Annotated in this window: 29 protein-coding genes and 1 pseudogene; 13 read left to right on the forward strand and 17 right to left on the reverse strand. The window is 37.4% G+C overall.

Annotation, left to right across the window (positions count from 1 at the left end; all coding sequences use genetic code 11):
• Nucleotides 1-7: 7 nt before the first annotated feature.
• Nucleotides 8-709, reverse strand: a complete 702-nt coding sequence (locus tag JIN86_RS18010; RefSeq protein WP_004228361.1) for a phosphoadenylyl-sulfate reductase — start codon at nt 707-709, stop codon at nt 8-10.
• A gap of 465 nt (nt 710-1,174) precedes the next feature.
• On the opposite strand from JIN86_RS18010, the gene JIN86_RS18015 reads away from it, so the two are divergent.
• From JIN86_RS18015 to JIN86_RS18030, 4 genes are read left to right on the forward strand one after another with little or no spacing between them, the layout of a single operon-like run.
• Entirely contained in the window at nt 1,175-2,227 is a 1,053-nt protein-coding gene (locus tag JIN86_RS18015) for a sulfate ABC transporter substrate-binding protein (RefSeq protein ID WP_202342502.1), read from the forward strand.
• A gap of 11 nt (nt 2,228-2,238) precedes the next feature.
• The gene (cysT, locus tag JIN86_RS18020; RefSeq protein ID WP_202342503.1) at nt 2,239-3,072 is read left to right on the forward strand and encodes a sulfate ABC transporter permease subunit CysT; all 834 of its coding nucleotides are present in this window, start codon (nt 2,239-2,241) and stop codon (nt 3,070-3,072) included.
• 10 nt (nt 3,073-3,082) lie between these two features.
• The gene (cysW, locus tag JIN86_RS18025; RefSeq protein ID WP_004228354.1) at nt 3,083-3,958 is read left to right on the forward strand and encodes a sulfate ABC transporter permease subunit CysW; all 876 of its coding nucleotides are present in this window, start codon (nt 3,083-3,085) and stop codon (nt 3,956-3,958) included.
• Between the two features lie 15 nt (nt 3,959-3,973).
• Nucleotides 3,974-5,044: a sulfate/molybdate ABC transporter ATP-binding protein gene (locus JIN86_RS18030; protein WP_004228353.1), complete on the forward strand. Its 1,071-nt coding sequence runs from the start codon at nt 3,974-3,976 to the stop codon at nt 5,042-5,044.
• 44 nt (nt 5,045-5,088) lie between these two features.
• On the opposite strand, the gene cysI is transcribed toward JIN86_RS18030, so the two are convergent.
• From cysI to JIN86_RS18065, 7 genes are all read right to left on the reverse strand, one after another.
• The gene (gene cysI / locus JIN86_RS18035) at nt 5,089-6,804 is read right to left on the reverse strand and encodes an assimilatory sulfite reductase (NADPH) hemoprotein subunit (RefSeq protein WP_004228351.1); all 1,716 of its coding nucleotides are present in this window, start codon (nt 6,802-6,804) and stop codon (nt 5,089-5,091) included.
• A 123-nt stretch (nt 6,805-6,927) separates the two neighbouring features.
• Nucleotides 6,928-8,721 carry an assimilatory sulfite reductase (NADPH) flavoprotein subunit gene (locus JIN86_RS18040; protein WP_202342504.1) on the reverse strand — a complete coding sequence of 598 codons (1,794 nt, stop codon included), beginning with the start codon at nt 8,719-8,721 and terminating at the stop codon, nt 6,928-6,930.
• Between the two features lie 43 nt (nt 8,722-8,764).
• Nucleotides 8,765-8,914 (reverse strand): YezD family protein, encoded by a 150-nt coding sequence (locus JIN86_RS18045; protein WP_004228347.1) that lies wholly within the window; start codon nt 8,912-8,914, stop codon nt 8,765-8,767.
• Nucleotides 8,914-9,654 carry a sirohydrochlorin chelatase gene (locus JIN86_RS18050; RefSeq protein WP_202342505.1) on the reverse strand — a complete coding sequence of 247 codons (741 nt, stop codon included), beginning with the start codon at nt 9,652-9,654 and terminating at the stop codon, nt 8,914-8,916. The genes JIN86_RS18045 and JIN86_RS18050 overlap by 1 nt, the downstream gene beginning before the upstream one ends.
• A gap of 12 nt (nt 9,655-9,666) precedes the next feature.
• A complete protein-coding gene (gene cobA / locus JIN86_RS18055; RefSeq protein WP_066038186.1) occupies nt 9,667-10,440 on the reverse strand; it encodes a uroporphyrinogen-III C-methyltransferase in 774 nt (257 codons plus the stop codon).
• 352 nt (nt 10,441-10,792) lie between these two features.
• Nucleotides 10,793-10,996 (reverse strand): hypothetical protein, encoded by a 204-nt coding sequence (locus tag JIN86_RS18060; RefSeq protein WP_004228341.1) that lies wholly within the window; start codon nt 10,994-10,996, stop codon nt 10,793-10,795.
• A gap of 135 nt (nt 10,997-11,131) precedes the next feature.
• The gene (locus JIN86_RS18065; protein ID WP_009371962.1) at nt 11,132-12,640 is read right to left on the reverse strand and encodes a leucyl aminopeptidase; all 1,509 of its coding nucleotides are present in this window, start codon (nt 12,638-12,640) and stop codon (nt 11,132-11,134) included.
• Between the two features lie 123 nt (nt 12,641-12,763).
• Here JIN86_RS18065 and JIN86_RS18070 point away from each other — a divergent pair, with 123 nt between their 5' ends.
• Nucleotides 12,764-13,246: a divergent PAP2 family protein gene (locus JIN86_RS18070; RefSeq protein ID WP_202342506.1), complete on the forward strand. Its 483-nt coding sequence runs from the start codon at nt 12,764-12,766 to the stop codon at nt 13,244-13,246.
• Nucleotides 13,247-13,336: 90 nt separating this feature from the next.
• Here JIN86_RS18070 and JIN86_RS18075 read toward each other — a convergent pair whose 3' ends face one another.
• The 5 genes from JIN86_RS18075 to JIN86_RS18095 all read right to left on the reverse strand — a co-directional run bounded on the left by JIN86_RS18075 (nt 13,337) and on the right by JIN86_RS18095 (nt 18,846).
• Nucleotides 13,337-13,666, reverse strand: a complete 330-nt coding sequence (locus tag JIN86_RS18075; RefSeq protein ID WP_004228336.1) for a YuiB family protein — start codon at nt 13,664-13,666, stop codon at nt 13,337-13,339.
• A 244-nt stretch (nt 13,667-13,910) separates the two neighbouring features.
• On the reverse strand, nt 13,911-15,704 hold the full coding sequence (locus tag JIN86_RS18080) for a carbon starvation CstA family protein (protein WP_004228334.1): 1,794 nt from the start codon (nt 15,702-15,704) through the stop codon (nt 13,911-13,913).
• Between the two features lie 117 nt (nt 15,705-15,821).
• A complete protein-coding gene (locus JIN86_RS18085; RefSeq protein ID WP_004228331.1) occupies nt 15,822-16,565 on the reverse strand; it encodes a LytR/AlgR family response regulator transcription factor in 744 nt (247 codons plus the stop codon).
• A gap of 6 nt (nt 16,566-16,571) precedes the next feature.
• Nucleotides 16,572-18,323, reverse strand: coding sequence for a sensor histidine kinase (locus JIN86_RS18090; RefSeq protein ID WP_202342507.1), 1,752 nt, complete (start codon nt 18,321-18,323; stop codon nt 16,572-16,574).
• 25 nt (nt 18,324-18,348) lie between these two features.
• Nucleotides 18,349-18,846: an NUDIX hydrolase gene (locus JIN86_RS18095; protein ID WP_009371965.1), complete on the reverse strand. Its 498-nt coding sequence runs from the start codon at nt 18,844-18,846 to the stop codon at nt 18,349-18,351.
• Nucleotides 18,847-19,006: 160 nt separating this feature from the next.
• Between JIN86_RS18095 and JIN86_RS18100 the strand changes: the two genes are divergently transcribed.
• Entirely contained in the window at nt 19,007-19,558 is a 552-nt protein-coding gene (locus JIN86_RS18100) for a hypothetical protein (protein ID WP_004228323.1), read from the forward strand.
• Here JIN86_RS18100 and JIN86_RS18105 read toward each other — a convergent pair.
• Nucleotides 19,517-19,735: an NUDIX hydrolase gene (locus JIN86_RS18105; protein WP_082431457.1), complete on the reverse strand. Its 219-nt coding sequence runs from the start codon at nt 19,733-19,735 to the stop codon at nt 19,517-19,519. The genes JIN86_RS18100 and JIN86_RS18105 overlap by 42 nt on opposite strands.
• 165 nt (nt 19,736-19,900) lie before the next feature.
• Between JIN86_RS18105 and JIN86_RS18110 the strand changes: the two are divergent.
• The 4 genes and pseudogenes from JIN86_RS18110 (at nt 19,901) to JIN86_RS18125 (ending at nt 22,520) form a co-directional block, all read left to right on the forward strand.
• Nucleotides 19,901-20,418, forward strand: a pseudogene (locus tag JIN86_RS18110) (GNAT family N-acetyltransferase).
• Between the two features lie 224 nt (nt 20,419-20,642).
• Nucleotides 20,643-21,038 carry a hypothetical protein gene (locus JIN86_RS18115; protein ID WP_225340415.1) on the forward strand — a complete coding sequence of 132 codons (396 nt, stop codon included), beginning with the start codon at nt 20,643-20,645 and terminating at the stop codon, nt 21,036-21,038.
• A gap of 219 nt (nt 21,039-21,257) precedes the next feature.
• Nucleotides 21,258-21,662, forward strand: a complete 405-nt coding sequence (locus tag JIN86_RS18120; RefSeq protein WP_004228319.1) for an NUDIX hydrolase — start codon at nt 21,258-21,260, stop codon at nt 21,660-21,662.
• Nucleotides 21,663-22,100: 438 nt separating this feature from the next.
• On the forward strand, nt 22,101-22,520 hold the full coding sequence (locus JIN86_RS18125; protein ID WP_202342508.1) for a DUF3139 domain-containing protein: 420 nt from the start codon (nt 22,101-22,103) through the stop codon (nt 22,518-22,520).
• Nucleotides 22,521-22,706: 186 nt separating this feature from the next.
• Here the strand turns inward: JIN86_RS18125 and JIN86_RS18130 are convergent, their stop codons facing one another.
• A complete protein-coding gene (locus JIN86_RS18130; RefSeq protein ID WP_009371985.1) occupies nt 22,707-23,081 on the reverse strand; it encodes a HesB/IscA family protein in 375 nt (124 codons plus the stop codon).
• A gap of 186 nt (nt 23,082-23,267) precedes the next feature.
• Between JIN86_RS18130 and JIN86_RS18135 the strand changes: the two genes are divergently transcribed.
• A complete protein-coding gene (locus tag JIN86_RS18135; protein WP_004228303.1) occupies nt 23,268-23,960 on the forward strand; it encodes a DUF2225 domain-containing protein in 693 nt (230 codons plus the stop codon).
• A gap of 47 nt (nt 23,961-24,007) precedes the next feature.
• Here the strand turns inward: JIN86_RS18135 and JIN86_RS18140 are convergent, their stop codons facing one another.
• Nucleotides 24,008-24,244, reverse strand: coding sequence for a NifU family protein (locus JIN86_RS18140; RefSeq protein WP_004228295.1), 237 nt, complete (start codon nt 24,242-24,244; stop codon nt 24,008-24,010).
• A gap of 83 nt (nt 24,245-24,327) precedes the next feature.
• On the opposite strand from JIN86_RS18140, the gene JIN86_RS18145 reads away from it, so the two are divergent.
• Nucleotides 24,328-24,663: a YuzD family protein gene (locus JIN86_RS18145; protein WP_004228290.1), complete on the forward strand. Its 336-nt coding sequence runs from the start codon at nt 24,328-24,330 to the stop codon at nt 24,661-24,663.
• 54 nt (nt 24,664-24,717) lie between these two features.
• Here JIN86_RS18145 and JIN86_RS18150 read toward each other — a convergent pair whose 3' ends face one another.
• Nucleotides 24,718-25,782: an NAD(P)/FAD-dependent oxidoreductase gene (locus JIN86_RS18150; protein WP_004228288.1), complete on the reverse strand. Its 1,065-nt coding sequence runs from the start codon at nt 25,780-25,782 to the stop codon at nt 24,718-24,720.
• Between the two features lie 269 nt (nt 25,783-26,051).
• On the opposite strand from JIN86_RS18150, the gene JIN86_RS18155 reads away from it, so the two are divergent.
• The gene (locus tag JIN86_RS18155; RefSeq protein ID WP_004228286.1) at nt 26,052-26,288 is read left to right on the forward strand and encodes a YuzB family protein; all 237 of its coding nucleotides are present in this window, start codon (nt 26,052-26,054) and stop codon (nt 26,286-26,288) included.
• Nucleotides 26,289-26,295 lie beyond the last annotated feature (7 nt).

Here is a 26,295-nt window from a genome sequence, read left to right on the forward strand (position 1 = left end):
AACTCCTTTATTCATGTAACCCGCACTCGGTTTTACCAGAACCTTGCCATCTACCTGAACGTAAATCCTCCATTGTAAATGCTGGTTTCGTACAATGCTCACAGCCGATGCTTGGATAGCCTTGATCGTGTAACGGATTATATGGCAAACTGTGCTTTGAAACATAGCGCCAGACATCCTTCCAAGTCCAATGAATCAATGGACAAACTTTAATCGATTTGAATTTATCGTCACGATTTAGAAAGTTTGTTTGTTGACGTGTTGGTGATTGCTCACGACGTAAGCCTGATATCCAAGCCTTTTTACCTGATAAGGCTTCGTGTAAAGGTTTTATCTTACGAATATCACAGCACTTATTTGGGTTGGACTTCCATAGCTCGTCACCATGTTGTGTAGCTTGTTGCTCTAGTGTAAGGGCTGGCTTTTTCATGACAATGTTGAGTTGTGGATATTTTTCTTTGACTTTATTAATGGTTTCATATGTTTCTTTAAAGTGTACATCTGTATCCAAAAAAACAATCGTAGCGTTAGGCTTTACCTTTGAAATGAGATCAATTAAGACAATGCCCTCAATACCAAAGCTACATGCATAGACGATTTCATCTCCATATTCTTGATAGCTCCACTGTAAAACCTCTAGTGCAGCCTTATACAAATCATCAACCTGAAAATCAATGATCGGTTCTTGCCAATTTTCGTAAGTTAACATCGAATCCCCCTCATAGCAAAAAAGGCGTTCTAACAAAAGACATAGGAAAAACAGGTCTTTGTTAAAACGCCTCTAGTTTGACTAGCCAGCTCTATATTTAATGATTGTTCACTAGTAGTTGCTACCTCGTATCACAATCATTCTACTTATTACCAAATATATACTAAAGTACACCAAGCAGTCAACTAGGTTTTTTAAATATCTTTTCCTTACACCCATTTTTTTGTTCTTTGCCGCATATGATGAATGGTATCTAGGGACACTTCCATTAATTTTCAAAATAAATAATCTTTTTTATAATTCCTTGTTGACTAATAGGAAATATATGTTTAATGTATTACTAAAGCTTTGACCTAAATAAAAAAACGCTGATCAGAGGATCTGAAGGCCATCTACCCAATGTTGTCATGTCATTGTGGGTGATGGCTTTTTGCATTCTTAAAACAGAAAAGGGGCGGATTAACTATGAGAAAAAAGAGCTATGTTCTCCAATCATTAGCATTTTTAACTATTCTAACGCTTAATTTAACTGGCTGTGGAAGTGCTAACTCAGATGAAAAAGCAAGCGGCCAGGAAGACAAGAAGTCTGTAGAGCTACTAAATGTATCCTATGATCCAACACGGGAGCTTTACGATGAGTTCAACAAAGATTTTATAAAAAAATGGAAGGATGATACTGGCCAAGACGTCACAATCAATCAATCACATGGTGGATCTGGCAAACAGGGACGTGCAGTTATAGATGGTCTTGAAGCCGACGTTGTAACACTCGCACTGGCTTACGATATTGATGAAATTGCTCAAACACGTGAGCTGCTGAATAAAGATTGGCAAACCGAATTTGATCATAATTCGACGCCCTATACATCTACAATTGTTTTTTTAGTTCGAAAGAGCAATCCAAAAAACATACAAGATTGGGATGATTTGATTCAAGATGATGTATCTGTCATTACACCTAATCCCAAAACGTCTGGAGGTGCACGTTGGAACTACTTAGCTGCTTGGGCTTATGCCGGAAAGTTATATAACAATGATGAGACAAAAATAAAAGAATTTATGACATCACTTTACAGCAATGTAGAAGTACTTGATTCTGGCGCTCGTGGAGCTACAACAACATTCGTAGAACGTAAAATTGGAGATGTCTTAATTGCGTGGGAAAATGAAGCATACCTCTCTCTCAATGAATTAGGTAAGGATGAATTTGAAATCATCACGCCTTCATTAAGTATTTTAGCAGAGCCACCAGTTGCAGTTGTAGACAAAATCGTAGCTAAAAAAGGGACACGTGAAGTCGCTGAAGCTTACTTACAGCATTTATATAGTGATACAGGGCAAGAAATTGCGGCGAAAAATTATTATCGCCCACGTAGTGAAACGATTCTAGCAAAATATAAAGATCAATTCCCACAGCTTGAACTTGTTTCCATCGATGATTTTGGTGGTTGGTCACAAGCACAAGCAACCCATTTTAAAGATGGTGGTACCTTTGATGAAATATACGTACCACAATAAGGAGCGTTTTGATGAGCAGTTTAATCATTCCTAAAAAATCGCATCGAATTATTCCAGGCTTTCATTTATCTCTTGGTTATACAATGCTTTACGTAAGTTTACTAGTGTTATTACCACTTTCCATGATTTTCATTCATACTATGTCCTTAAGCTGGTCAGCATTTATCGATATCATTACAGATCCCCGTGCTGTTACTTCCTACAAAGTGAGCTTCAGCACTGCACTGATTGCAGGCTTACTAAATGTTTTTTTCGGTACGACTATTGCATGGGTTCTCGTTCGCTATCAATTTCCCTTTAAACGAATCATTGATGGGCTTGTAGACTTACCTTTTGCATTGCCTACTGCTGTCGCTGGAATTGCTTTAACATCTCTTTATGCACCAAATGGTTGGATTGGTCAATTTTTTGATTTTAAAATTGCCTTTACACCTCTTGGCATCATTATTGCTTTAACCTTTATCGGGCTACCCTTTGTTGTACGAACGGTCCAGCCTGTCTTACAAAATATCAGTGCTGAGGTGGAGGAAGCTTCGGCAAGCCTTGGAGCCAATCGTTTACAAACCTTCCGTAAAGTCATCTTACCAGAGCTAGTACCAGCTATTTTAACTGGCTTTTCCTTGGCCTTTGCGCGCGCTTTAGGTGAATATGGCTCGGTTGTTTTTATTGCAGGAAATATGCCGATGAAAACGGAAATTACGCCGTTGATTATTATGACAAAGCTTGAGCAATATGATTATGCGGGGGCAACTGCCATAGCTGTTGTCATGCTTGTGACATCCTTTATTTTGTTGTTCACCATTAACTTGATACAATGGCTAGCCAATCGTCGGTTTGTACATTAGGAGGTACTATATGGAACAATCAACTTTTATTCAGCAGGCTAGTACAGAAAAAAGGAAAGCAGCTACTCAGTCTGCTGCCTTACAGGAGCCTCGTATTATTCGCTATACGTTAACATTTATTGCCTTAGCTTTTTTAGCTTTCTTTATCGTACTACCTTTAGTATCTATTTTTATTACAGCCTTTCAAAAAGGAGCCGATGTTTACTTTGCTGCGATTACACATCCAGATGCATTAGCTGCTATTAAGCTTACTTTCATCGTCCTAGCCATTACTGTACCCCTCAATGCGATCTTTGGCGTAATGGCTGCCTGGGCACTTACAAAGTTTAATTTTAAGGGGAAAAATCTATTACTTACTATGGTCGATTTACCTTTTGCAGTTTCACCTGTTATCGCAGGTTTAGTGTTTATTTTATTGTTTGGCTCACAGGGACTATTTGGTGATTGGTTGTTTGCACATGATATTAAAATTGTTTTTGCACTACCTGGCATTGTCCTTGCCACAATTTTCGTCACATTGCCCTTTGTTGCACGTGAATTAATACCGCTGATGCAAACCCAAGGTATATCTGAGGAAGAAGCGTCCATTTCATTGGGGGCAAGTGGCTTTAAAACCTTTTGGTATGTCACATTACCCAATATTAAATGGGGACTATTCTATGGTTTGATTTTATGTAATGCACGAGCCATCGGAGAATTCGGGGCTGTGTCTGTGGTGTCTGGTCATATCCGTGGCATGACAAATACGATGCCCCTTCATATTGAAATTCTCTATAATGAATATCAATTTGCAGCAGCCTTTGCAGTTGCTTCTTTAATGAGCGTAATGGCCATCTTTACATTAATTGTAAAAGACATTATTGCTTGGAAATCAAAATCTAGTTAAAAGGAGATGGTCTGAATGAGTATACAAATTCAAAACGTATCCAAAAAATATGGGTCCTTTCAGGCACTAGAGGATATATCCGTACATATTCAGTCTGGGGAACTAGTAGCACTGCTTGGCCCTTCTGGATCAGGAAAAACCTCATTATTACGTGTGATTGCTGGGCTTGAAACAACGGATGTTGGCAATATTTTATTTGATGGTCAATCCATCACAGATCGCCATCCAAAGGAACGTAATGTGGGCTTTGTCTTTCAACATTATGCGCTTTTTCGCCATATGACGGTCTTTGACAATGTAGCTTATGGCTTGAAGGTACGTCCTCGAAAAAACAGACCTTCAAAACAACAAATCAAAAATAAAGTGATGGAATTATTACAACTTGTGAAGCTTGAAAATTTCTCAGATCGGTATCCAACACAGCTTTCGGGTGGGCAACGACAACGTGTCGCTCTGGCAAGAGCGCTTGCCGTAGAGCCAAAGGTACTGTTACTAGATGAACCATTTGGAGCTCTCGATGCAAAAGTACGCAAGGAGTTACGTCGTTGGCTTCGAAAGTTACATGATGAATTTCATATTACAAGTATTTTTGTGACACATGACCAGGAGGAAGCTCTCGATGTTGCAGATCGCATTGTGGTCATGAACAATGGCAAAATCGAGCAAATTGGTAGTCCAGACGAGGTCTATACAAATCCCAAAAGTCCATTTGTCTATGACTTCTTGGGTAATGTCAATTTATTTAAAGGTCGCTTACATAATGGTAAGCTCATGCAGGGCGAAATTGTACTTGATGTACCTGATGCCCTAACACATTCAGAGGACAATGCGATAGGCTATGTACGTCCACATGATATTCAGATTGAGAAAACAAGTATTCCAGGTACGGTTCCTGTTAAAATCAGCCACATTCATTTACTAGGCCCTATTGTCCAAATTGAGCTACGTCGTGAGGATCTTGATGAATTTTTAGAAGCGGAGTTATCAAAAGAACAATTTCATCTTCTTCAACTGAAGGTGGGCGATCAGGTATTTGTAAAGCCGAAACAATTAAAGGTGTTTATTCCTGAAGATTATTCTATATAAAAAAACCATGTAGCAAAGAAAAATTTGCTACATGGTTTTTATTTTTAATGAAATTCTCTTCCATCATAAACAGCTGTGACATACCCTACACGAATGACAAAGTCTCCAAAATGCTCGCCCTCTAAACGTTCCTTTGAAAAATGCAAAAGAATTGGTCGTAGCTCTGCTAAAATTTCCTCTTCACCAATATTTTCACGATAGATTTTATTTAAGCGATTGCCTGTAAAACTTGCACCAAGGTACATATTGTATTTCCCTGGCCCTTTGCCAATAAAGCCGATTTCACCCATTGCTGCACGTGAACAGCCATTTGGACAACCAGACATACGAATAACAATTTCTGTTTCATTTAAGCCAGCCTCATCAATAATGGTATCAATTTTTGTTATAAGAGAGGGTAAATAGCGTTCTGCTTCTGCCATGGCTAAGCCACATGTCGGTAAAGAAACACAGGCAATAGAATTACGACGTAAGGCAGAATAATGTGCACCGTCTGTTAGCTTGTATTGTTCAATAAGCGTATTTATTTTTTTCTTTTTCTGGGGGGCTACATTGCTAATCATTAAATTTTGGTTCGGTGTTAAACGAAAATCACCCGTGTGCACCTTAGCTATTTCACGTAAGCCAGTTAACAACTGATAATCCTCAAAGTCTTTTATACGGCCATTTTGAATAAATAACGTATAATGCCAATGACCATCTGCCCCTTTTACCCAGCCAAATTCATCACCTGTACGCTCAAAAGTATAAGGACGAGCCTGCTGAATTTCCCAGCCTAGACGACGCGTTAATTCTTCTTGGAACCATTCAAGGCCTCTCGCATCAATTGTGTATTTAAATCGTGCATTTTTACGGACAGAGCGATTCCCATAATCACGCTGTATCGTGATTATTTTTTCTGCTGTTTCTAGTAATTTATCTGGCGTTATAAAGCCAATTTCACGAGCAAGCTGTGGATAGGTTTCATGATCACCATGTGTCATGCCCATGCCTCCACCAACCGCTACGTTAAAACCAACAAGCTGATTGTCTTCAACGATGGCAATCAGTCCGATATCTTGTGAAAAAACATCTACATCATTACTTGGTGGAATTGCAATACCAATTTTAAATTTACGGGGCAAATATTGAGCTCCGTAAATCGGTTCAATTTCTACATCCTGACTATCTACTACCTTTTCTCCATCTAACCATAATTCATGATAAGCGCGTGTTCGCGGCAGTAAATGCTCACTTAGTTTCGCAGACCAATTATAAACCTCTTCATGTAATGCAGATTGGTTTGGATTGACATTACACATCACATTACGGTTCACATCTCCACATGCCGCAAGAGAATCCAATAACACCTCATTGATTTCCTGCATATATTTTTTAACATTCCATTTTAAAATGCCATGTACTTGAAATGCTTGGCGTGTTGTTAATTTTAAAGAGCCATTGCCATACTTTCGAGCCATTTCATCCATCACAAGCCATTGCGCTGGGGTAGCTGCTCCACCTGGTGTTCGTACACGTACCATAAATTGATAGGCAGGTTCCAGCTTTTGTTTCTGACGTTCATTCCGAAGATCTCGATCGTCCTGTAAGTAACTGCCATGAAATTTCATAAGGCGATTATCGTCCTCTGGAATACCAGAGCTTAATGGATTATTCATGGTACGTTCGAGTGTTCCACGTAGGTAATTACTTTCGGTTTTAATACGCTCTACATCGCTTGGTTTCCCGGGCTGTGGAGGTAACACTATTTTTTCAGTCATTCTTTATCGCTCCTTTAATCCATTACACCTCAGCGTATTGGGCATACCTGAGGGTTTACTTGCTAACAAAGAGATCAACTCATTAATAAGGGAAGGATTTTTAGAAATTTGTGTTGAACTGCATTAATAAACGTCACGTTGGTAGCGTTTTTGCTGTTTTAATTCATTCACATAGGCTTTTGCTTCCTCTGGTGTTTTCTGTCCTTGCTGCTCAATGATCTGATGAATGGTTGCATCCACATCAGATGCCATTGATTTTTCGTCACCACATACATAAATGACAGCCCCCTGCTCCAGCCACTCATAAAAACTTGCGGCATTTTCTTGCAATTTATGTTGAACATAGATTTTTTTGTCTGTATCACGTGAAAAGGCTACATGCATGTGACTTAATGTGCCAGCAACGAGCCAACGTTGCCAATCCGTTTGATAGAGGAAATCGGTAACAAAATGCTGATCACCAAAGATGAGCCATGCTTTCCCCTCAATCCCTAACTCTTCTCGCTCCTCTAGAAAAGCTCGATATGGTGCAACACCTGTGCCTGCACCAATCATAATAATTGGCGTTTCATTATTCTCTGGCAATCTGAAATTCGGATTTTTATGAACATAGATTGGTAATGTATCACCTATTTTTAACCGTTCTGCCACACTTCCAGAGCAAACACCAAGGCGTTGTCTACCTGCTGTTTCATAGCTTACCTTGCCAATCGTTAAATGAACCTCTTCGCTATTGGCCTTTTGGCTACTAGCAATAGAATAAAGTCGAGCAGGAATTTTACGCAGTAACTCTACAAACTGCTGGGCATTCCAAGTAAATGGTCTAAATTCCTCTACTAGGTCAAGCAAGTCTCTTCCTTTGGCATAGTCCTTCCATGCTTGTGGTTCTTCAAATAGCTTAGAAAATTCTTTATGCTCTGTATAAGCAGCAATTTTTTCGAGTAACGGCTTAGATAACACTGTAATTTCTAATTTTTTCTGTAGTGCATCTTTTATTGTTATTGTTTCATCAAAAACAGTCACTTCTGTCTCCGAATCAAATTGAAGTGCTGTCAGTAATGCATTGACTAATTGTTCATCGTTCTCTGGCAGAATGCCAATGCTATCGCCCGGTTCAAAATGAAAATTAGCCCCCTCAATCGATAATTCAAGATGACGTGTCTCTTTATTGGAGCCACGACCATTTAAATTTATATTTTCAAGTACTTCAGCGTAAAATGGATTTTTTCTTGAATATGTAGATTTTTCAAGTATTTGTGCCCCTTCGTTGTGTGCTGAAGTAGACGTTGCTGAAGTTGTGTGCTGAAGAAATTCCTGTTGAATCGCAGAAAACCACTGTGCAGCTGCGTCATCATAATCTACATCGCAATCTATACGAGGCACAATTCTTGTTGCACCTAATTGCGCAAATCGCTCATCGAAGTCCTTACCTGTCTTACAGAAAAATTCATAGGAGCTATCCCCTAAAGCAAGGATCGAATACTGTAGGTGTCCTAGTTTAGGCGCCCGTTTGCTATGCAAAAATTCATAGAATTGTATTGCTTGATCTGGTGGATCTCCCTCTCCATGTGTACTCACAATAAGTAATAGATTGGTGATCTTTTTTAAATTACTAGCTTTAAAATTCCCTAATGATGAGACAGTTACATCTACCTGCTGTTCTTTTAAAGCTGCTGCATACTTTTCAGCTAATCCTTGACTATTGCCTGTTTGGGAACCATATAAAATTGTTATTGTTTTTGTAATCGGTTGGGCTGCTGGTGGTGCCTGTTCAACAATTGCTTCAAGAGTTGCTTGGGGAGCACTTAGGTAACCGTTTAGCCAAAATTTTTGTTCAATTGTTAATTTAGGGAGAAGCTCGTTTAATAACTTCACCTGCTCTTCATTAAATGGACTGTTTATTACTTGTAATTTCAATCTTTGCCACCTCACGAATCATCATCATTTCATATTTTTTAATTTATCGAAGCCTTATTTTTTCCTTTTTCTCAATCTGAACCACATAGGAATTTTGAACAATCAATGTAATGGATCCGTGGTTCACAGTATTTAACATTTGGCGGACATTATCTAATGCTAGATTTACATTTTCAGTTCTTTTATCTACCATTACGAAACACCTTCCTCTTTAAAATGTAGTAATTCATCAATACGTTCCACTAATACTTTTTTCACATTGTCGTCATAGCCTAAGCTTTCACATAACAAAATGTTTTGACTGTCTAAGTCTTGTAATCGCTTGGCAATACTTTGTCTTAAAATGCCTGTAAATAATAAATAAGGGACAATAAAAACTTGCTGTTGCTTCCCTTTAGCTTGCAGTAACCAGTCTTCAAAGGTTGGACCCATTCCGTATAAGAAGCATGTATCAACGGCTTTATAGTGATATTTAGTACGTAGCCTTTTGGCAATTTTGGCTAAATCCCTCTTGACGGCTGGATCACTACTCCCGCGTCCTATGAGTAAAACACTCGCATTGCTGTTAGGTTGCAGTTTTTCTATTATCCTAGCTTGTAACGTGTCAATTAATTGTTCATGAATGCCAAGAGGCTCACCATACGTAAACTTTACATATGGATATAGTTTTTGAGCTTTTGCCATTTCTTTCGGAATATCATGCTTTGCGTGTTGAGCAGCTAGTAGGAGAATAGGCATTACGGCAATCGCTGTTGCCCCTTTTCGAATACAGCTAGCAATGCCTTCTGCAATGGTTGGTGTTGCCAGCTCTAAAAAGCATATTTCCTGAATAGGCACTGTCACTTCTTGTTGAACGCCTTGAAGAAAGTTTACGGCCTGCTCTACACCCTCCTTTACACGACTGCCATGTGCAATATATAAAATAGCCTGCATAATCCCACAACCTTATCCCGTTATTTGGATTGGCTGTGCTGGGTTTTGCTCAAACCAATGAATGGTTTCTCTTAAGGTCACAACCTTCCCTACTAATATGATGCTAGGGTTTTGAATCTTTTCCACACACACGATTTCCTCAATTGTAGCTAAAGTACCCGTAACAGTTCTTTGCTTAGTAGAAACTGTTCCCCAGTGAATAACAGCCACAGGCGTTTGTTCATCACGGCCATATTTGAGTAATTGTTGACGGATATACGGCAGATTACCAACACCCATATAAATAGCAATCGTATCAATCCCTTTTGCAAGACTTTCCCAACGAATAGCATCTTCTTTTCCGTCCTGCATATGCCCAGTAACCATAGCAAAGCTTGAGCCTAAATCACGATGTGTGACAGGAATACCTGCATATGCTGGAGCTGCTATACCTGACGTAATACCAGGCACAATTTCAAAGGGAATTTGATGCTTCGCTAGCACACCTGCCTCCTCTGCCCCTCTACCAAAAACAAATGGGTCTCCTCCTTTTAATCTTGTGACAACATATCCTTGTTGGGCATAATCAACAAGCGTTTGGTTAATTTGCTCCTGGATCATGGCATGTTGCTGAGGCAACTTCCCGCAAAAGATTAATTTAGCTTCTTTCTTGGCATAGGCTAATAGCTCTTTATTAATGAGTCTGTCATATAAAATGACATCTGCACATTCAATGCAACGTAATCCTTTTATTGTAAGGAGGTCAACATCTCCAGGACCTGCACCGACAATATAAACTTTCCCCATTTTATCTCACTCCTTCTGTCAATTACACCTCGTTGTCATGGCATTTCAGATTGATTAAACTTATTAATAAGAGTCCTCGATTTTCTAAACCTGACACTTTGCTTTCGGTACAAAAGCCTTTACTAAATTAAGATAAAGAAAAAAGGCTAATATTATCCTTAGGCACAAAAATGCCTATGAATAATAAAAGCCTCTAGTTTGCTAGTCAGCCACATATTTAATTCTTAGTAATATAATAAGAATAATAAATAATTTAGTATATTCTGTCAACACTAAATTTGATACTTCGTTAGGCACAATAAAAACCAGTTGTCGATATCAAGATCGACAACTGGCTGATCTAATTATGTGCTTACCATGGTCTACGATATCGCGGACCTGGTCGAAAATATGGACCTGGTGGATATGGTCGATAGTTTGGATAATATGGATTGTAAGGATATTGATTAAATTGAGAGCCAAGTAAACTGCCTAAAAAACCACCAAAAAATGGTGCGCCAAATGGCCAAATAAAGCCTCCAAATCCTCCGCCTGGATAACCTCCGAAATTGCGCATATGCTACCTCCCCTTTTTACTCTATCGTATGAAGGAAGATACATCTATCATATGTAGAATGCCTATACTATCGGGATTAGTGTGTAAATGACAAAAAATCAGCGAGAATAAACTCCCGCTGATTGACACAGTTTATTATTTTTCTTCCCCTAAACGTTGGACAAAATTCGCGAGTGTACGGACCATAACACCAGTACCACCCTTAGGTCCTAAATCATGTACAGCTACTGCATCAGATGTGCCTGCTATATCCAGGTGTATCCATGGTGTATCACCAACAAATTCGCCCACGAAACCGCCGCCGAAAATCATATGACCATCACGACCAGGTGAGTTATTTAAATCAGCTACATCTGATTTTCGAATTCGTTTTTTATCATTCTCTGTTAATGGCATACGCCAAACAAATTCATCTGTCTCTTTTGCAGCTTCCATAAATGCTTCAAAAAATGCATCATCATTTGCAAGTGCACCTGTTTTATCCATACCTAGTGCAGTAATAACACCTCCAGTTAAAGTAGCAACATCGATCAGTGATGTAGCCCCTTGCTGTTTAGCATATGTAGTTGCATCTGCCAGAACTAAACGCCCTTCTGCATCCGTATTTAATACTTCTACCGTTTTTCCACTGTACGTCGTAATCACATCATCTGGTTTAAATGCCGTATCCGACACCATATTATCTGTAGAACCGATAACGGCTACAACATTTTTATTTGGACGTAATTCGCCGATAATTTTCATCGCACCAAGTACAGCAGCAGCACCACCCATATCTCCTTTCATACCAACCATAGAATCCTTTGGTTTTAAAGAATAGCCGCCTGTATCATACGTTACACCCTTACCAACAAGACCAATCGGATCTTCAAAATCTTCAGTCGCTTTATATTTTAAGGTAATTAATCGTGGTTCTTCATAAGAGCCTTGGTTAACACTTAATATACCACCCATACCTAGTTCCTCTAATTGTGCTTTATCTAATATCTCTACTTCAAAATCGTATTCCACAGCTAGAGATTGTGCATAGTTAGCTAAATCCGTAGCTGTTAGTAGATTTGGAGGTAAATTAATTAAGCTACGAGCTTCATTGACAGCATCTGCATAAATCACACCTACCTCAAAGCTTGCTACCACTTCATCTAAATCCTCTGCTGTAGTCACAAGGTGAACAGCATCAATACGTTTATCTACTTCGTTTGAAGTTGTTTTATAATGTGGGACAGCATAATAGCCAAGGCCAATTCCTTCACCCGCTAAAAATGCTACATCTGCTGTTGAAATTGAATCTGTTGTAAATGATTCAAGCCAGATGGAATACTCTTTTACTTTTAAAGATCTTAATTCTTTTCCCACTAAACCAAATGCTGTGCGAATATCACCTTCTGTGAGGTTTTTACGCTCATCTAAACCTACAAATACAATACGTTTCAGGTTAGCATGGTCTTTCACAAATGGTAATTTCGTTAGTTTCTTTAATTCAGTTGAGACGTCCCCTGCACTAATCCATGTATCAAGGGCTTCACCATAAAAAGATGAAAAGCTTGCCCAGTCCTGCATTTGTTCACGATGTTTTGTGACTCCTACCACTAATAGTTCCGTAGAAATCGTTTCAAATGTTTTTGCTTCTTTTACAATATGCATGTAAATTCCTCCATTCCATATACTATTATAACGAAGTTTCTGAAAAGCGCGTAATATTTGCCTATATCTTCTTTTAGAAAATAATGAATGTTATAATAAAAGCAATTATTTGCAAAGGTTGTGATGAAATTGAGTTTACTCCAAAATACCCCATTACTAATTGCCCTCTTTGCGGTTCTCTTTGCACAGTTTGTTAAAATCCCCATTCATTTTTTTATGACCAGACAAGTAAAATGGGGACTTTTTACGTCAACAGGTGGAATGCCTAGTTCTCACTCTGCTTCTGTCACTGGATTGGCAACCTCAATTGCCTATGAGACCGGTTTGGAATCCCCCATTTTTGCGGTAGCCGCCATGTTTTCCATTATTGTGATGTATGATGCTAGTGGTGTTCGTTACCAAGCAGGGCAGCACGCAGCCATTTTAAACCAACTGCGTAAGGATTTCCAAACATTACTTCTTGATTTAAAAAAATGGCCACAGATGGACGGACAAGAAAAATTGGAGGAATTAAAAACATTATTAGGCCATAAACGAAGTGAAGTATTTTTTGGGGCTCTCACGGGTATTTTTATCGCCATCATAACCTACGAGTTTTTTATCTAACAGACATCAACACATCCTCTAGAGGGAGGCTGTGTTTTTTTGTATAAAAAAAGTATTCCCCCTTCAGTTGAAGAAAGAATACTAAGCACGTTAGAACATTCGATAGCCACTTTTACGTAAATAAATCATCACGATACCCGCCACAATAGAACCCGCAAAGCCACCTGATAAAATAGCAATATCCACAAACTGAAGTGCCTGTAATTTATCAATTAATGCTGGGAATGCAGAGCCTGGCTTAAAAATATAATCTAAGAAGCTTACTTCATCTACAATAAAGATGACAACAATTGGATACACAATTGCCATTAACCATGTCATCCGTAACAGCATATTTAACAAGAATCCGATACCAAAGAACATGACGAAAAATAACAAAATAGAAATGATTAACTGTACTAATGAAACTGGACCATCCATGTATGTATAACCTCCGTTTTCCTCTCATTAGTTTACATGATTACGACACCGCTTTCAATGAACATATCCTTGTTTTCGCTTGTTCGTCATATTTGGGAAAATCATTAATCGATCATCTATGGTTGATCTTTGAATTTAGGGGTATATGCTTCTTCCGCGGGTATTTGCTTCTCCTTCGTCGTAGATGCTTTTTCATCAAAAAACTATTGAAGACAAATGCTTATCTTCAATAGTTTCTATAATTTTATGAAGTTGATTGAGCTACTAAAAACTTTGGTGATTTCCAAAGCTGTGCCCATTTTTTAAATGCTGTCAGCACAATTAAGAAGCCAAGCATTAACATGATAACAGATAAAATCCCATTTAACATATTAAAACCTGCAGCGGCTGGATTCCAGTATACATTTTTAATCATCCAATAGCCTGCAACGTTGACAGTAATGTATAAATAAGCCAATGGGATAAAGCAAGTCAATGCATAGATGCGTTTATCTGCGACCTTCAATACCATCGTTACTCCACATACTAGACCAATGGCTGCCATTAGCTGATTGGATACACCGAATAATACCCAGATAGAGCTAATATCCCCTGAATACAATAAATAGCCCCACATAAAGCAGGCAAGTGCACTAGCAAAAATTGTACCTGGTACCCAATTGGTACGCTTCAGTGGTTTATAAACATTGCCACCAAAGTCTTGTATTAAATAACGAGCTACCCTTGTTCCAGCATCAATGGCTGTAAGAATGAATACTGCCTCAAACATAATGACAAATTGATAGAAGTATGAAGATAACTCTGCGAACCAAGGAATACCTGTAAAGATATCTGTCATGCCCACTGCTAGCGTTACAGCACCTCCTGTTCGTCCTTCCAAGTCCATGCCGATACTTTGAGACAATGCTTGTAGATGAACGGGCTCCATTCCTAATGTAGCAAACACAGCTGGTGCTGAGTTAATCGCAAAATAGTCGGCTGGATGAAGAGCAGTAGCTGCGATTAAAGCCATCACACCTACTAGTGACTCTACTAACATAGCACCAAAGCCTACAATACGGATGTCCTCCCAACGATCAATCATCTTAGGTGTTGTTCCTGAGCCTACAAAAGCATGGAAGCCAGAAATGGCACCACAGGCAATTGTAATAGAGACAAACGGCCACACAGGACCGGCAATTACTGGCCCACCACCATGAATAAACTCTGTCAATGGAGGGAATTGAATAGCAGGATTAACAAAGAAAACGCCAATAATTAGTGCAATAAATACCCCAATCTTCATGAAACTACTTAAATAATCACGAGGTGCTAATAATAGCCACACAGGTAACGCAGCGGCGAAAAAGGCATAGATCGGTAAGATGATAGCTAATGTATCCCGATCAAATGTTAAAAAATCACCGAATGCTGTGCCTTGAATAAGCGGTCCGATAAATACCCCAATCATTAATAAAATAAAGCCTATAGTAGATGTAACAATTAAATTGCCTGTTTTACGATAGGCAATACCTACTAGCATGGCGATTGGTATCGTAATACCTACCGCAAACGTTCCCCATGGATTGCGCTCTAAAGCACCTAACACCACCATCGAAAGACCTGCCATTGTAATCGTAATAATGAATAGCATCGCAAGGCCTGTACAGAAACCTGCGATAGGGCCTAACTCCTCCTTCATCACTTCCGATAGGGATTTACCACCATGACGCATGGAAGCAAATAAAACAACAGCATCATGAACTGCCCCACCAATTACTGCTCCGATTAATAGCCATAGAAGTCCAGGTAAATATCCAAACTGTGCTGCTAGGATTGGTCCAACTAAAGGTCCTGCTGCTGCAATCGCTGCAAAATGATGCCCAAAGGTTACCCATTTATTCGTCGGAACATAGTCTTTACCATCTTCCAAAGCGTGGGCTGGGGTGGGCGTATCATCTTTTATTTTGAGTACCTTCTTTGTAAAGAAAATGCCATACAAACGATAGCTGATCATCAAAATACAAATAGACCCTATCACTATTGTAATCGCATTCATGCAAACACCTCTTTTACTTTTTCCTCATCATAGCAAAGGAATGTCCCTATTATTCTCAAAATAACTGAAATGTCAGAAATTAAAGTTGAAAGGTAGTATTTGTCCGTTGAAATGCAACTACTTCGATAGGTCAAAAATTTTCCGTACATCCTTCATATACAGCCTACTGACAGGAATGGCATGTCTGTTGTGCACGATTAAATTAAATTTCGAACTACTCCAAGGCTCAAGTTCCACAATATGCTCTAAATTGACAATATATGCACGATGGACACGTACAAAGCCTTTTAAGGTAAGTCTTTTTTCTAACGCAGCCAATGATTCGGAAGCAATAAAGCGCCCCTGCTCTGTCACAACAACCGTTTTACTATCCTCAGAGGTACAATACAAAATATCCTGTATTTTCAGTAACAAAATTCGATCGTTTGCATAAACCGTTAATTTATCGAGCTTGTCCAGCTGCGACACCTTTAACTCCTCCATTGTTTTTGCCTGAGCAGCTCTTTTTTTAGCTAACAGTTTTTCCACGGCCGTTTGTACCCTATGTGCCTCAAAGGGTTTCAATATATAATCGAATGCATTAACTTCAAATGCCTGCAAAGCATAGTCATCGTAGGCTGTAGCAAAAATAATTTCAGGTCGCTGTGCATTCAGTAATAATTGTTTAGCTAAGTCAAGTCCATTGTTCATGCCTAATTCAATATCTAAAAATATACAATCGACTTCTTCAAGCTGAGACGCTTTGCACAATTCCTCAAGATTTTCAGATTCACCACAAACATTCACTAATGCTGTTTGCTCTAATAAATAACGCAGTTCCGCGCGTGCTAAGGGTTCATCATCCACAATATATACATTCAAATTCTTCTACTCCCATCTAGTCGCCTTTAACGGCAGTTGAATCATAATTTTTGTGCCCACATCTAACGTACTTGTTATATGAAAATCCGCTTCAGAACCATAAATTTCATGGATCCTCTGATAAATATTCCAAAGAGCGGTTCCTGTCCCCTGTTCGGATTGCATTATACGCTTGCCAAGTTGTTTTACCTGCTCCTTCCTCATACCACAGCCGTTATCTTCCGTTAACAGGACCAGCTTATCATTCACACGTTGTACTTTGACATAGATTTTGCCTTCATTACGATTTTTAAAGGCATGATAAATAGCATTCTCGACAAGAGGCTGTAAGGTAAATGGAGGAATTTGCACATCAAAAAGTGTTTCATCCATGATAAATTCAACTTCGTAACGATTTGGAAACCGTGTTTGCTCAATAGATAAATAAGCTTCAACATGATCTATTTCATTTTTCAATGGAATGAGCATTTGCCGTGCGCCCTGCAAATTGCTTCTAAAAAATGTACTAAGCTTGATTAATAACGTTCTTGCCTCATCTGCATCTGTCCGAATCAAGCTTGAAATAGTATTTAGACTATTAAAGAAGAAATGTGGATGAACTTGGGCTTGTAAAGCCTTGATTTCAGCATCCTTTAATAATTTTCGCTGTTGCTCAATTTCAGCATATTCAAGCTGAGAGGAAAATAGTCTACTCAAACCCTCTGCTAGCTCCTTTTTCACCCCTGTCAAAGAATCCGCTTTAGTGAAATAAAGCTTTAAGCTTCCAACTGTTCGATGCTGTATCTTCAAGGGCAAGACAATGGCAGCACTTAATGGGCAGCTAGCGTGTGGACATTGAATTTCCTTTTGAGATGTAGCCATTAAAATTTTGCCTTCCTCTAATACTCGTTTTGTCAAAGCTGTCATAATTTCTCGATGAATTAAATGATGATCCTCACCAACGCCAACATGTGCAAGCACCCCATTTTTATCGGTAATAGCGACCGCATCTACTTTTATTTCTCTTTTAATAATTTCTGCAACCGTTTGACATGATTCTTCATTCAAGCCCTTACGAAAATGCTCAATTGTTTGTTGGGCAATTGAAAAAGCTTGATGGGTTTGTAACGCCTTTGTTCGCTCCTCTTCATCAATAAACGTTTTAATAATCATGAAAAATAAAAATATCCCAAAGGCATTCATTAAAATCATCGGCATTGCAATTAATGAGACTAACTGCAAGGCCTGCTCAAATGGCTTCGCAACTACTAAAATCACCAGCATTTGAATCGTTTCCGCACAGATGCCGATGATGACTGCTTTCTTATAGGAAAAAGTTTGACGTATTTTAAAGCGTTTACTTAAACCACCTGTAATAAAGCCAGCTAGAATCGTTGAAACACCGCAGGCTATCGCTGTAAAACCACCAAGTGTAATTCGGTGAATACCTGCAATAATTCCTACACATACACCAACAAGTGGTCCACCAAAAATTCCTGCAATGGCGACACCAATTAATCTCGTGTTAGCAATGGCCTCCTCCGCATTGATCGTACTATGTATCATCTGATTTAAAGGATGGATTGTCCCACTTTCAATTTTAATCCCTGTATAACTGCTGATAATACATAGGCTACTAAAGATAATAATGAGCCATATTTTCTCTTTCGTTCCTTGCTCCTGAAACAGCTTTTCTCGAAAGAGTCGCCATCTTGACATTAAAAAGGCAAACACAATGATCAGCCCAACTCGCTCTAACATAAATAAAAACAGCTCCATCAAAGGTCACCTCCAAAAGGTCATATTATTTTTTAAAGAATAAACGATAAGAGGTATAACCAAAAATATCACCTGGATTAATCCCTTCTATCGCCTCTAATTGATGTCTTTCAAATTGATTGGAAGCCATTTCCTTTAACATAACAGATGTTGATTCATCTTGGGCTAGCTCCTGAGGGTACAACCATTTAGCTTCTAAAATTTCATTTTCCTGAATACATACCTGCTGCTGCTCATCTAGCATTCGGCAATAAAAAATGGCCATATTATCACTGATGTCATCCCGGATGACACCTGTTCTAAATCCAATTAAGCCTGAGACTCTACAATCGATGCCTGTTTCTTCTTTGATTTCACGAATGACCGCCTCATCCACCGTTTCTCCTGCATTAACAAAACCTGCTGGCAATGACCAACGTCCTTTCAATCCGCTATAAGCCTTTTTCACAACTAACCATTGCCCAAGCTCATTCACCGTAACACCTGATACACCCAACCATATTTTCCCTCTATCTTTTCTCATAACCTTCACCTCTATCTACCTATTATACCTGCTCACTTTCTATGGAATGAAGCATTTATTCTGAATTTTACGACCAATTTTATAATATGTATGTAACCCTTTTTTTGTAAATATGTTACACTTAAAATAACTATAAATTCTTATTTAGGAGGTGAATTTTATGTTAAATGCATTCTCACCACGAGCAAAGTACTTTATAGCAGCACTTATGTTAGCGATATTAACTCCTTTTCTAGGCTTTTTTATGCCCTTAACTATATCCCATACATTTTATTTTAATAAAGATAATGTCGTCCTAATTACTCCTCCTAGCAACTTTATTATGCTTTTAATAGCCTTCGGATTGATAGTATTAGCTTTGATTGTCCTCGGATTAAAAAGAAATCCATATATTTACGTCATTTCGTCTGCAATCACCTTAAGCAGCTTCGTATTAGGTTATTATTCTTTTTCAAGCTATAGCGCGATACAAAAGGATCAAATCGTTTTTCAACAGTATTACCATCAAACTATTTACAAATGGCAAGATATACATGAGGTTATCTATGAATATGAAATAGGTACAGTGGGAACATATTACTTTCAAACAACAAACAATGAAAAATTTGTAATCATGGAAAACGGACAATTTGGCCTCGACGAAAAAAGAGCAATTTATCAGCTAGCAATGCTAAATGGGGCAAAATTTACTGAGCGTGAAAAGTCTATTTAGCTTAATGGAAAAACGCCTTTTCTTAGAACCTAATACACATTTATCCTCTTTCATCTCTCGAATAGCCGCTTCTTTAAACGTTTCTTCCTTTTCTACACACCCCCCTGGCAACTCCCAACCTCTAGTAGAATCTTTCTTTAAAAGTACTTTATTTTGATGATCTATTATACTGCACACAGTTGTATGATTCTCATCTTCTCAATTGTTTAGAAAAAGTCATTTCCTCTGATAAATAATTACCATATTGCTCCCCTTATTCATTATAACCTGTTACAATTCACAATAGATTTAATATTCTGTTCTTAAAATCTTATTCTCACTTTCTATAGGAAGGAGACAAAAATGATCATTAAAATGAATCATCTAAATATGAAAGACTTTAATAAATGCAACGAGGGTTTCAAGGTCTTAGGAAGAATTATACCGACCTATGAAAATAATGTTTGGACCTATACAGAAGAAATATTTTCTATACCATACTAAAAAAATATGAAGATGATGAAATAACATTAGTTATGTTGAAGATAAGGGGAAAGCTGTATTTTTTATAACGTTGATCACAACTGTTTTGGAAAAATTAAGCTCCGCTCGAATTGGAATGGATATGGACTTATTGAAGACATTGCTGTTGGAACAGCTTATAGGAAAAATGGTGTTGGAACAGCATTAATCAATCGAGCGATGGAATGGGCAAAGGTGAATAACATGTGTGGCCTGATGCTTGAAACACAAGATATTAATGTATCAGCTTGTAATTTTTATGCAAAAAAAATTTTGTTATAGGCACAGTTGATACGATGCTCTATTCAAACTTCCCTTCAGCTAATGAAATAGCGATTTTTTGGTATTATAAATTTTAAATATTCTGTCGTCATGAACAAAGAGGCTCGATAGTTATGTTGTTCTTTTCAAGTATTATACAAACGTTTTTTTCTTCTATTTATCCCATAAAAAATAGCTCGAATGTAAACTAACCACCCTGGAATTTAAACAAATTTTATATTTTTCTTGAGAGAATTTTCTACCAAAGCATAGAGTAAACCTACAATTGGTGAAGAATTTTGGTGTCATTTAATTTAATGAGGTGATTTTTTTGAAACCACAAGATTCTCTTTTTTTAATTTTGATTGCAGTAATTATTTCAATACCTGTCGCTTTATTATTTATAGTTTTTCGAAAAAGAAAAAAGATTGCACGAATTATCGTTAGTATAATTGTCAGTAGTTATATTGTTTTTGTCGCAATCTATCCTACTATACTTTCAAACCTTCATGCAAAACGATATGATGAATTAGAGGAATATTTACAGAACACATATCCAAATGAAGAGTTTATTATTTATTCAAGAAACTACGACGATGCCATTCAATTAGGTGATTATGATGTAAGTAATAAGTCTACACCAAAAATAGGAGTGACTTATCGTGTAACAAAAGATGGAGAAATATTTCAACTTGATAGCAAATGGTATAGTAAATAATGTTTTAAGAAATAGTATCTTGTACTTTCTATACGACCACAATTGAATTACGTTCCCAAACCAAAGTTAGATAACAAAACTTTGTTTGGGGAGCATTTCTTGTTCAAACGGGGGCTTTACTTAAAGATTATTGAGTTGCATAAGCAGCTCTTTTTTTCTTATTGAGCTAACGTGGCAGTTTAGTTCAAGATAGATAATGATATGGTAGGTGGTGTTTCTATGAATCGATTTATTATTACATCAGGTGCGATAGTTCTTGATGAACATAAGAGGATTTTATTAAAAAAGGATCCTAATCGGGGTTGGGAGTTACCAGGTGGGATTGTAGAAGAAAATGAGAATATAAAGAGTGCAGTGATTAGAGAGGTTAAAGAAGAAACAGGAATAAACATTGATATTATTGGATTTTGTGGAGCCTCACAAGAGTTAGAAAGAAATATATGTAATATGTGGTGGTTAGGAACACCTATAAATGGACGTTTAAAAACAAGCAAAGAAAGTTTAGAGGTTGGTTTTTTTAGCATGGAAGAGGCACTAAAACTGATAAGAAATGATGACTTTAAAGAGGAACTTTTAATATGTTTAGATAAAAATAATCATCCATTTTTTATTACATTTAAATAGACTTTTTATTACGCTAACGAGGGGCTTTAGTTCAATAAGATTAGGACTTGTGTTTATGATTGATTTTCATATATGCAAGTCCTTTTGTTATGCCCCTAGGCTTACTCCTGTAGTGCTTCACAAATGGCATTGTAGCACCAATAAACTAACACTCTTCTACTCTACTATCAACCCCTATAGGCTGTTAAATGTACATAGAATTATAATTACCAATTGACTAAACACTGAAATGGTGTAAAATTACACAAAAAGAGATACTTTAGTTGGTAAATTGAGCAAATGGTTTGTAGCTTCAATTTCACTCGGAATAATAGGGGGTATTTTCATTTTTCAATAAGCGAAACAAAGTCTATCACATATCAATCAAGGACTTGTGCGTAAATCATGATTATTCCGTTATTAAAGAGAAGGAAAAAACAATTTTTAGGGGGATGTAAGATGAATAAAAAAAAGATATTAATTATAACTAGTACCCTAATCGCTGTTATTGTCTTTGCACTGCCAATAGGTTTTATTTATGTTCTAAACAACGGTAATCCATATACAAAATACATTGCTAATAAGTATGTTCCAGAATATTTAGAAGAGAAGGGATATATAGACGAAGAAATTGAAGAATCACATTTTGTTGAACCCAAGCACTTAATAAATAAAGATTTTTATCACGGACATTATATGGTTATTTTTAAAGATGAACCTAATACAACCTATTATTACGGAATAACTAAAAAAGGAAAACAAGTTCAGCAATTTTGTGAAAAAAACAGACTTTCATTAGATGGTGTTACTGAAATATTTGAGGGTGAGACAAAATATAGTGAAAAGGAATGTAAAAATTCTCTTGATAATAGAGATTAATTTGCTTTGGACTATCAAAAAAGCCTCCTTAATTCGTAATGTTTTGCAACATACAAATCAAAAAGGCTTGGTATTCACAACCCTAAATACGCTAATTTAGAGTTGTGTTTACATATAATCGGGATTGTGACACTCAGGTTTTCACTGCAATTTACAATCCTTGTTCTACATTTATATTACGTTGAATTACTCACAAACCTCAGGTGTACCTTCACGTTTCGCCGTTTTGAAAGACGTGCCACAGCCACATGATGCGATAGCATTTGGATTGTCGATTGTGAAGCCACCGCCCATTAGCGATTGTTTATAATCAATTTTTGTTCCCATCAAAATCGGCGCATCTTCACGGGAAACAAGAATTGTTAAACCATGCTGTACATCTTCAAAATCATCCTCTTTTTTCTCTTTATCAAAATGCATGCCATAGGATAGCCCGCTACAGCCGCCACCATTCACCACTACACGTAAAAAAGAACCTTGTTCTTCATTATGCTCCATCATTTCATTAATATGAAAGCCAGCAGCCTGTGTCACTTCTATAATTTGCTTTGTACTTGTCATCCCAATCACCTTCCTTCTTACGTATTATCATAACAATTTTGACCATTGTATGACAAACATTCAGCTTCATGTCGATTTTATGTTATAATTCTCATATTTTTCACATTAATAGTATTTTTTATTCATGTTAATAAAAACATCATTGGTATAATAGTTACAACGAATTCTTGGCAGGGGGTAATATATATGGAGATTTCACCATATTACGAGAAAAAGATTCAATGTTTAAATTGCAAAAAAGAATTTCCAACATTAAAAGTGCGTTCAAAATTTATTAAAGTAGATCATACAGAAACAGATTTTCAACCTATTTATGCAGATGAAGTGAATGCTCTTTATTACAATGTTTTTGTATGTGAGCATTGTGGCTTTTCCTTTACAGAAGATTTTACAAAATATTTTGCACCAGGGATCCAAGATCATATACGAACACAAATTACAGAAAAATGGGTGCATCATGATTTCAAGGGTGAACGTACTGTATTTCAAGCCATTCAAGCCTATAAGTTAGCGTTTCTTTGTGGCACGATTAAAAAAGAAAAAAATGTAGCGATTGCTGGACTAACTTTACGTCTTGCATGGCTCTATCGTTCCTTGAACAATAGTGGACAAGAAGAGCGCTTTATGAAATTAGCACGTGATTATTATATGGAATCTTATTCAACCGAGGACTACAGCTCCACACAAATGTCAGCCGTCCGAATTATGTATATGATTGCTGAATTATCTAGACGTATTGGAGATATTGAAAATGCGACACGCTTCTTTTCTAGAGTCATTGAAAAACAAAGTGTCGGTGGTGAGGCAAAAATTATAGATATGGCGAAAGAACAGTGGGCCATTATTCGTGAAGAAAAAGAACATGCGCGTCATATATAGGGATATAAAAAAGTTCTAGCTTAACAGCTAGAACTTTTTAGAAAGGCTTAGAATACTTGCTCTACTTCTACAATACCTGGTACTTCTTCTAATAATGCTCGTTCAATACCAGCTTTTAATGTAATCGTAGAACTTGGGCAACTGCCACAAGCACCTAATAAACGTAATTTCACAACGCCATCCTCAACATCTACTAATTCACAGTCTCCACCGTCACGTAGTAAGAATGGACGTAATTTATCTAATACCTCTTGAACTTGGTCGTTAATTGTTGCTTCTGCCATTTATCTCGACTCCTTTCCTTATAATGATTATAATGTTAGCAACAGAAAAAATCCAATATTGAATCACAAGGAGAGAAAATACTATGCCATCAACAAAACCTATGATTGAAATTTATGGAACAGCTGTCATCTGTGCTAGCTGTGTCAATGCCCCATCTTCCAAGGATACATATGAATGGCTGCAAGCGGCCATCAATCGGAAATATCCAGATCAAGTATATGATATTCGCTATATCGATATTGAAGGGCCAATTGAGAATGAACGCGATCAAGAGTATGCATCACGTATTCAAGATGATGAATTTTTCTATCCTCTTGTCCTTATTAACAATGAGGTAGTTGGAGAGGGCTATGTCCAATTAAAGCCTGTATTTACAGCGCTTGAAAATTTAGGGTTTGTTCCAGACGAAACGGTTTAATGAAAATAAAGGGATTGTATCAAAATGATTTTTGAAACAATCCCTTTTAGCTAATTAATCATTTTGACGTTTGTAATACCATAATAATCCTGATTTCATTAAGCGAGCGATACGCCCAGTTACTGTTGTATCAGCTAAGTATACAAAGCCTTGTTTTTTACCAAGAGCCCCCATGAAGCCTTTTAATTTAATATCTGGCATCTTCTCTGGTAAATGTTCACCTTTCCAACGCATACGAAGTACTTTCACAATTTGCTCCGCTTGTTCCTCTGCTAATTGTGCTGTTGGGGCTAAATCTGATGAAGCACAATCTCCTACAACATAGACATGTTCATCATCCAGTAAATTAAAATACTGTGTGACAAGTGGACGGTCATGTTTATCTTTTTCAACATCCATATCACGAACAATTTTGACTGGCTGAACACCAGCAGTCCAAACCACTGCATCGAGTAAAATTTCATCATCATGGTTAAAAATTTTACCTGGCTCTACTCTTGTAATATTTGAATTGGCAACAACATCAACATTATGCTTAACAAACCAATCCTTTACATACTTACTTAGTTTTTCTGGAAAATCTTTCAATATACGTTGACCACGGTCAAATAGCTTGATTTTTAAATCTGAGCGACTTTCACGTAGCTCACTTGCAAGCTCGATTCCACTTAAGCCAGCCCCTATAATTCCAACTGTAGATCCAGCTGGTAACCCACAAAGTGCTTGGAATGTTGCACGTGATTTGCCCATTGTTTGAATGCTGTACGTATACTCTTCCGCACCTGGTACACCATGATATTTATCTTCACAGCCAAGCCCGATGACTAAATCATCATATTCTATACGTTGTCCGTCTTCAAGAATGACTACTTTTTCCGCACGATTAATTTCAACGACTTCTCCATATACGGCTGTTAAACGTTCATGCTCTGGGAAGCTTACACGAATTTCTTTATCTGTTGCTGTCCCTGCCGCCAATGCATAAAACTCTGTTTTTAAACTATGGAAAGGGGCTCTATCTACTATAACTACCTCTCTGTCTAACGGTAGGCTGTTTAATAGACGAAGCATGACACGCATATTGCCGTAGCCGCCACCTAAAAGTACTAATTTTCCCATAATAGTCTCCTTTTATATCTCTTTTAATAATTGTTCACAAAGTATCCACAAACGAGTATAACCGATTGTGAGAAGTTTCACAATATCAGAATGAAATTTTGTGAAAGATTTCACAAAATAAACGAGAACCTGTTCATTTCTATTGATTTTTAAGCCATTAATAACAAGTTCCCTTTATCTTTTATTAAAAAACGTTTCTTTTCTCTTAAACATAAATAATTGACGAAAATCGTAAAACCGAGTAGCATTACTTTGGTGAGGTGACATGGATGAATCCAATGGTTGAATTTTGTATAAGTAATTTAGCAAATGGCTCTCAAGCAACTTATGAAGTACTCGAACGCGATCCAAACATCGACGTTTTGGAATATGGCTGCCTCAGTTATTGTACAAAGTGCTCAGAATCCTTTTATGCAATTGTAAACGGTGAATTAGTAGAAGCTGATTCTCCTGATGAATTAACGAAAGCCATTTATCAATTTATCGAAGAAAATCCTTTATGGTAGTTTTCTA

The organism is Lysinibacillus sp. HST-98 (assembly GCF_016757845.1).
Taxonomy (GTDB): Bacteria; Bacillota; Bacilli; order Bacillales_A; family Planococcaceae; genus Lysinibacillus; species Lysinibacillus capsici.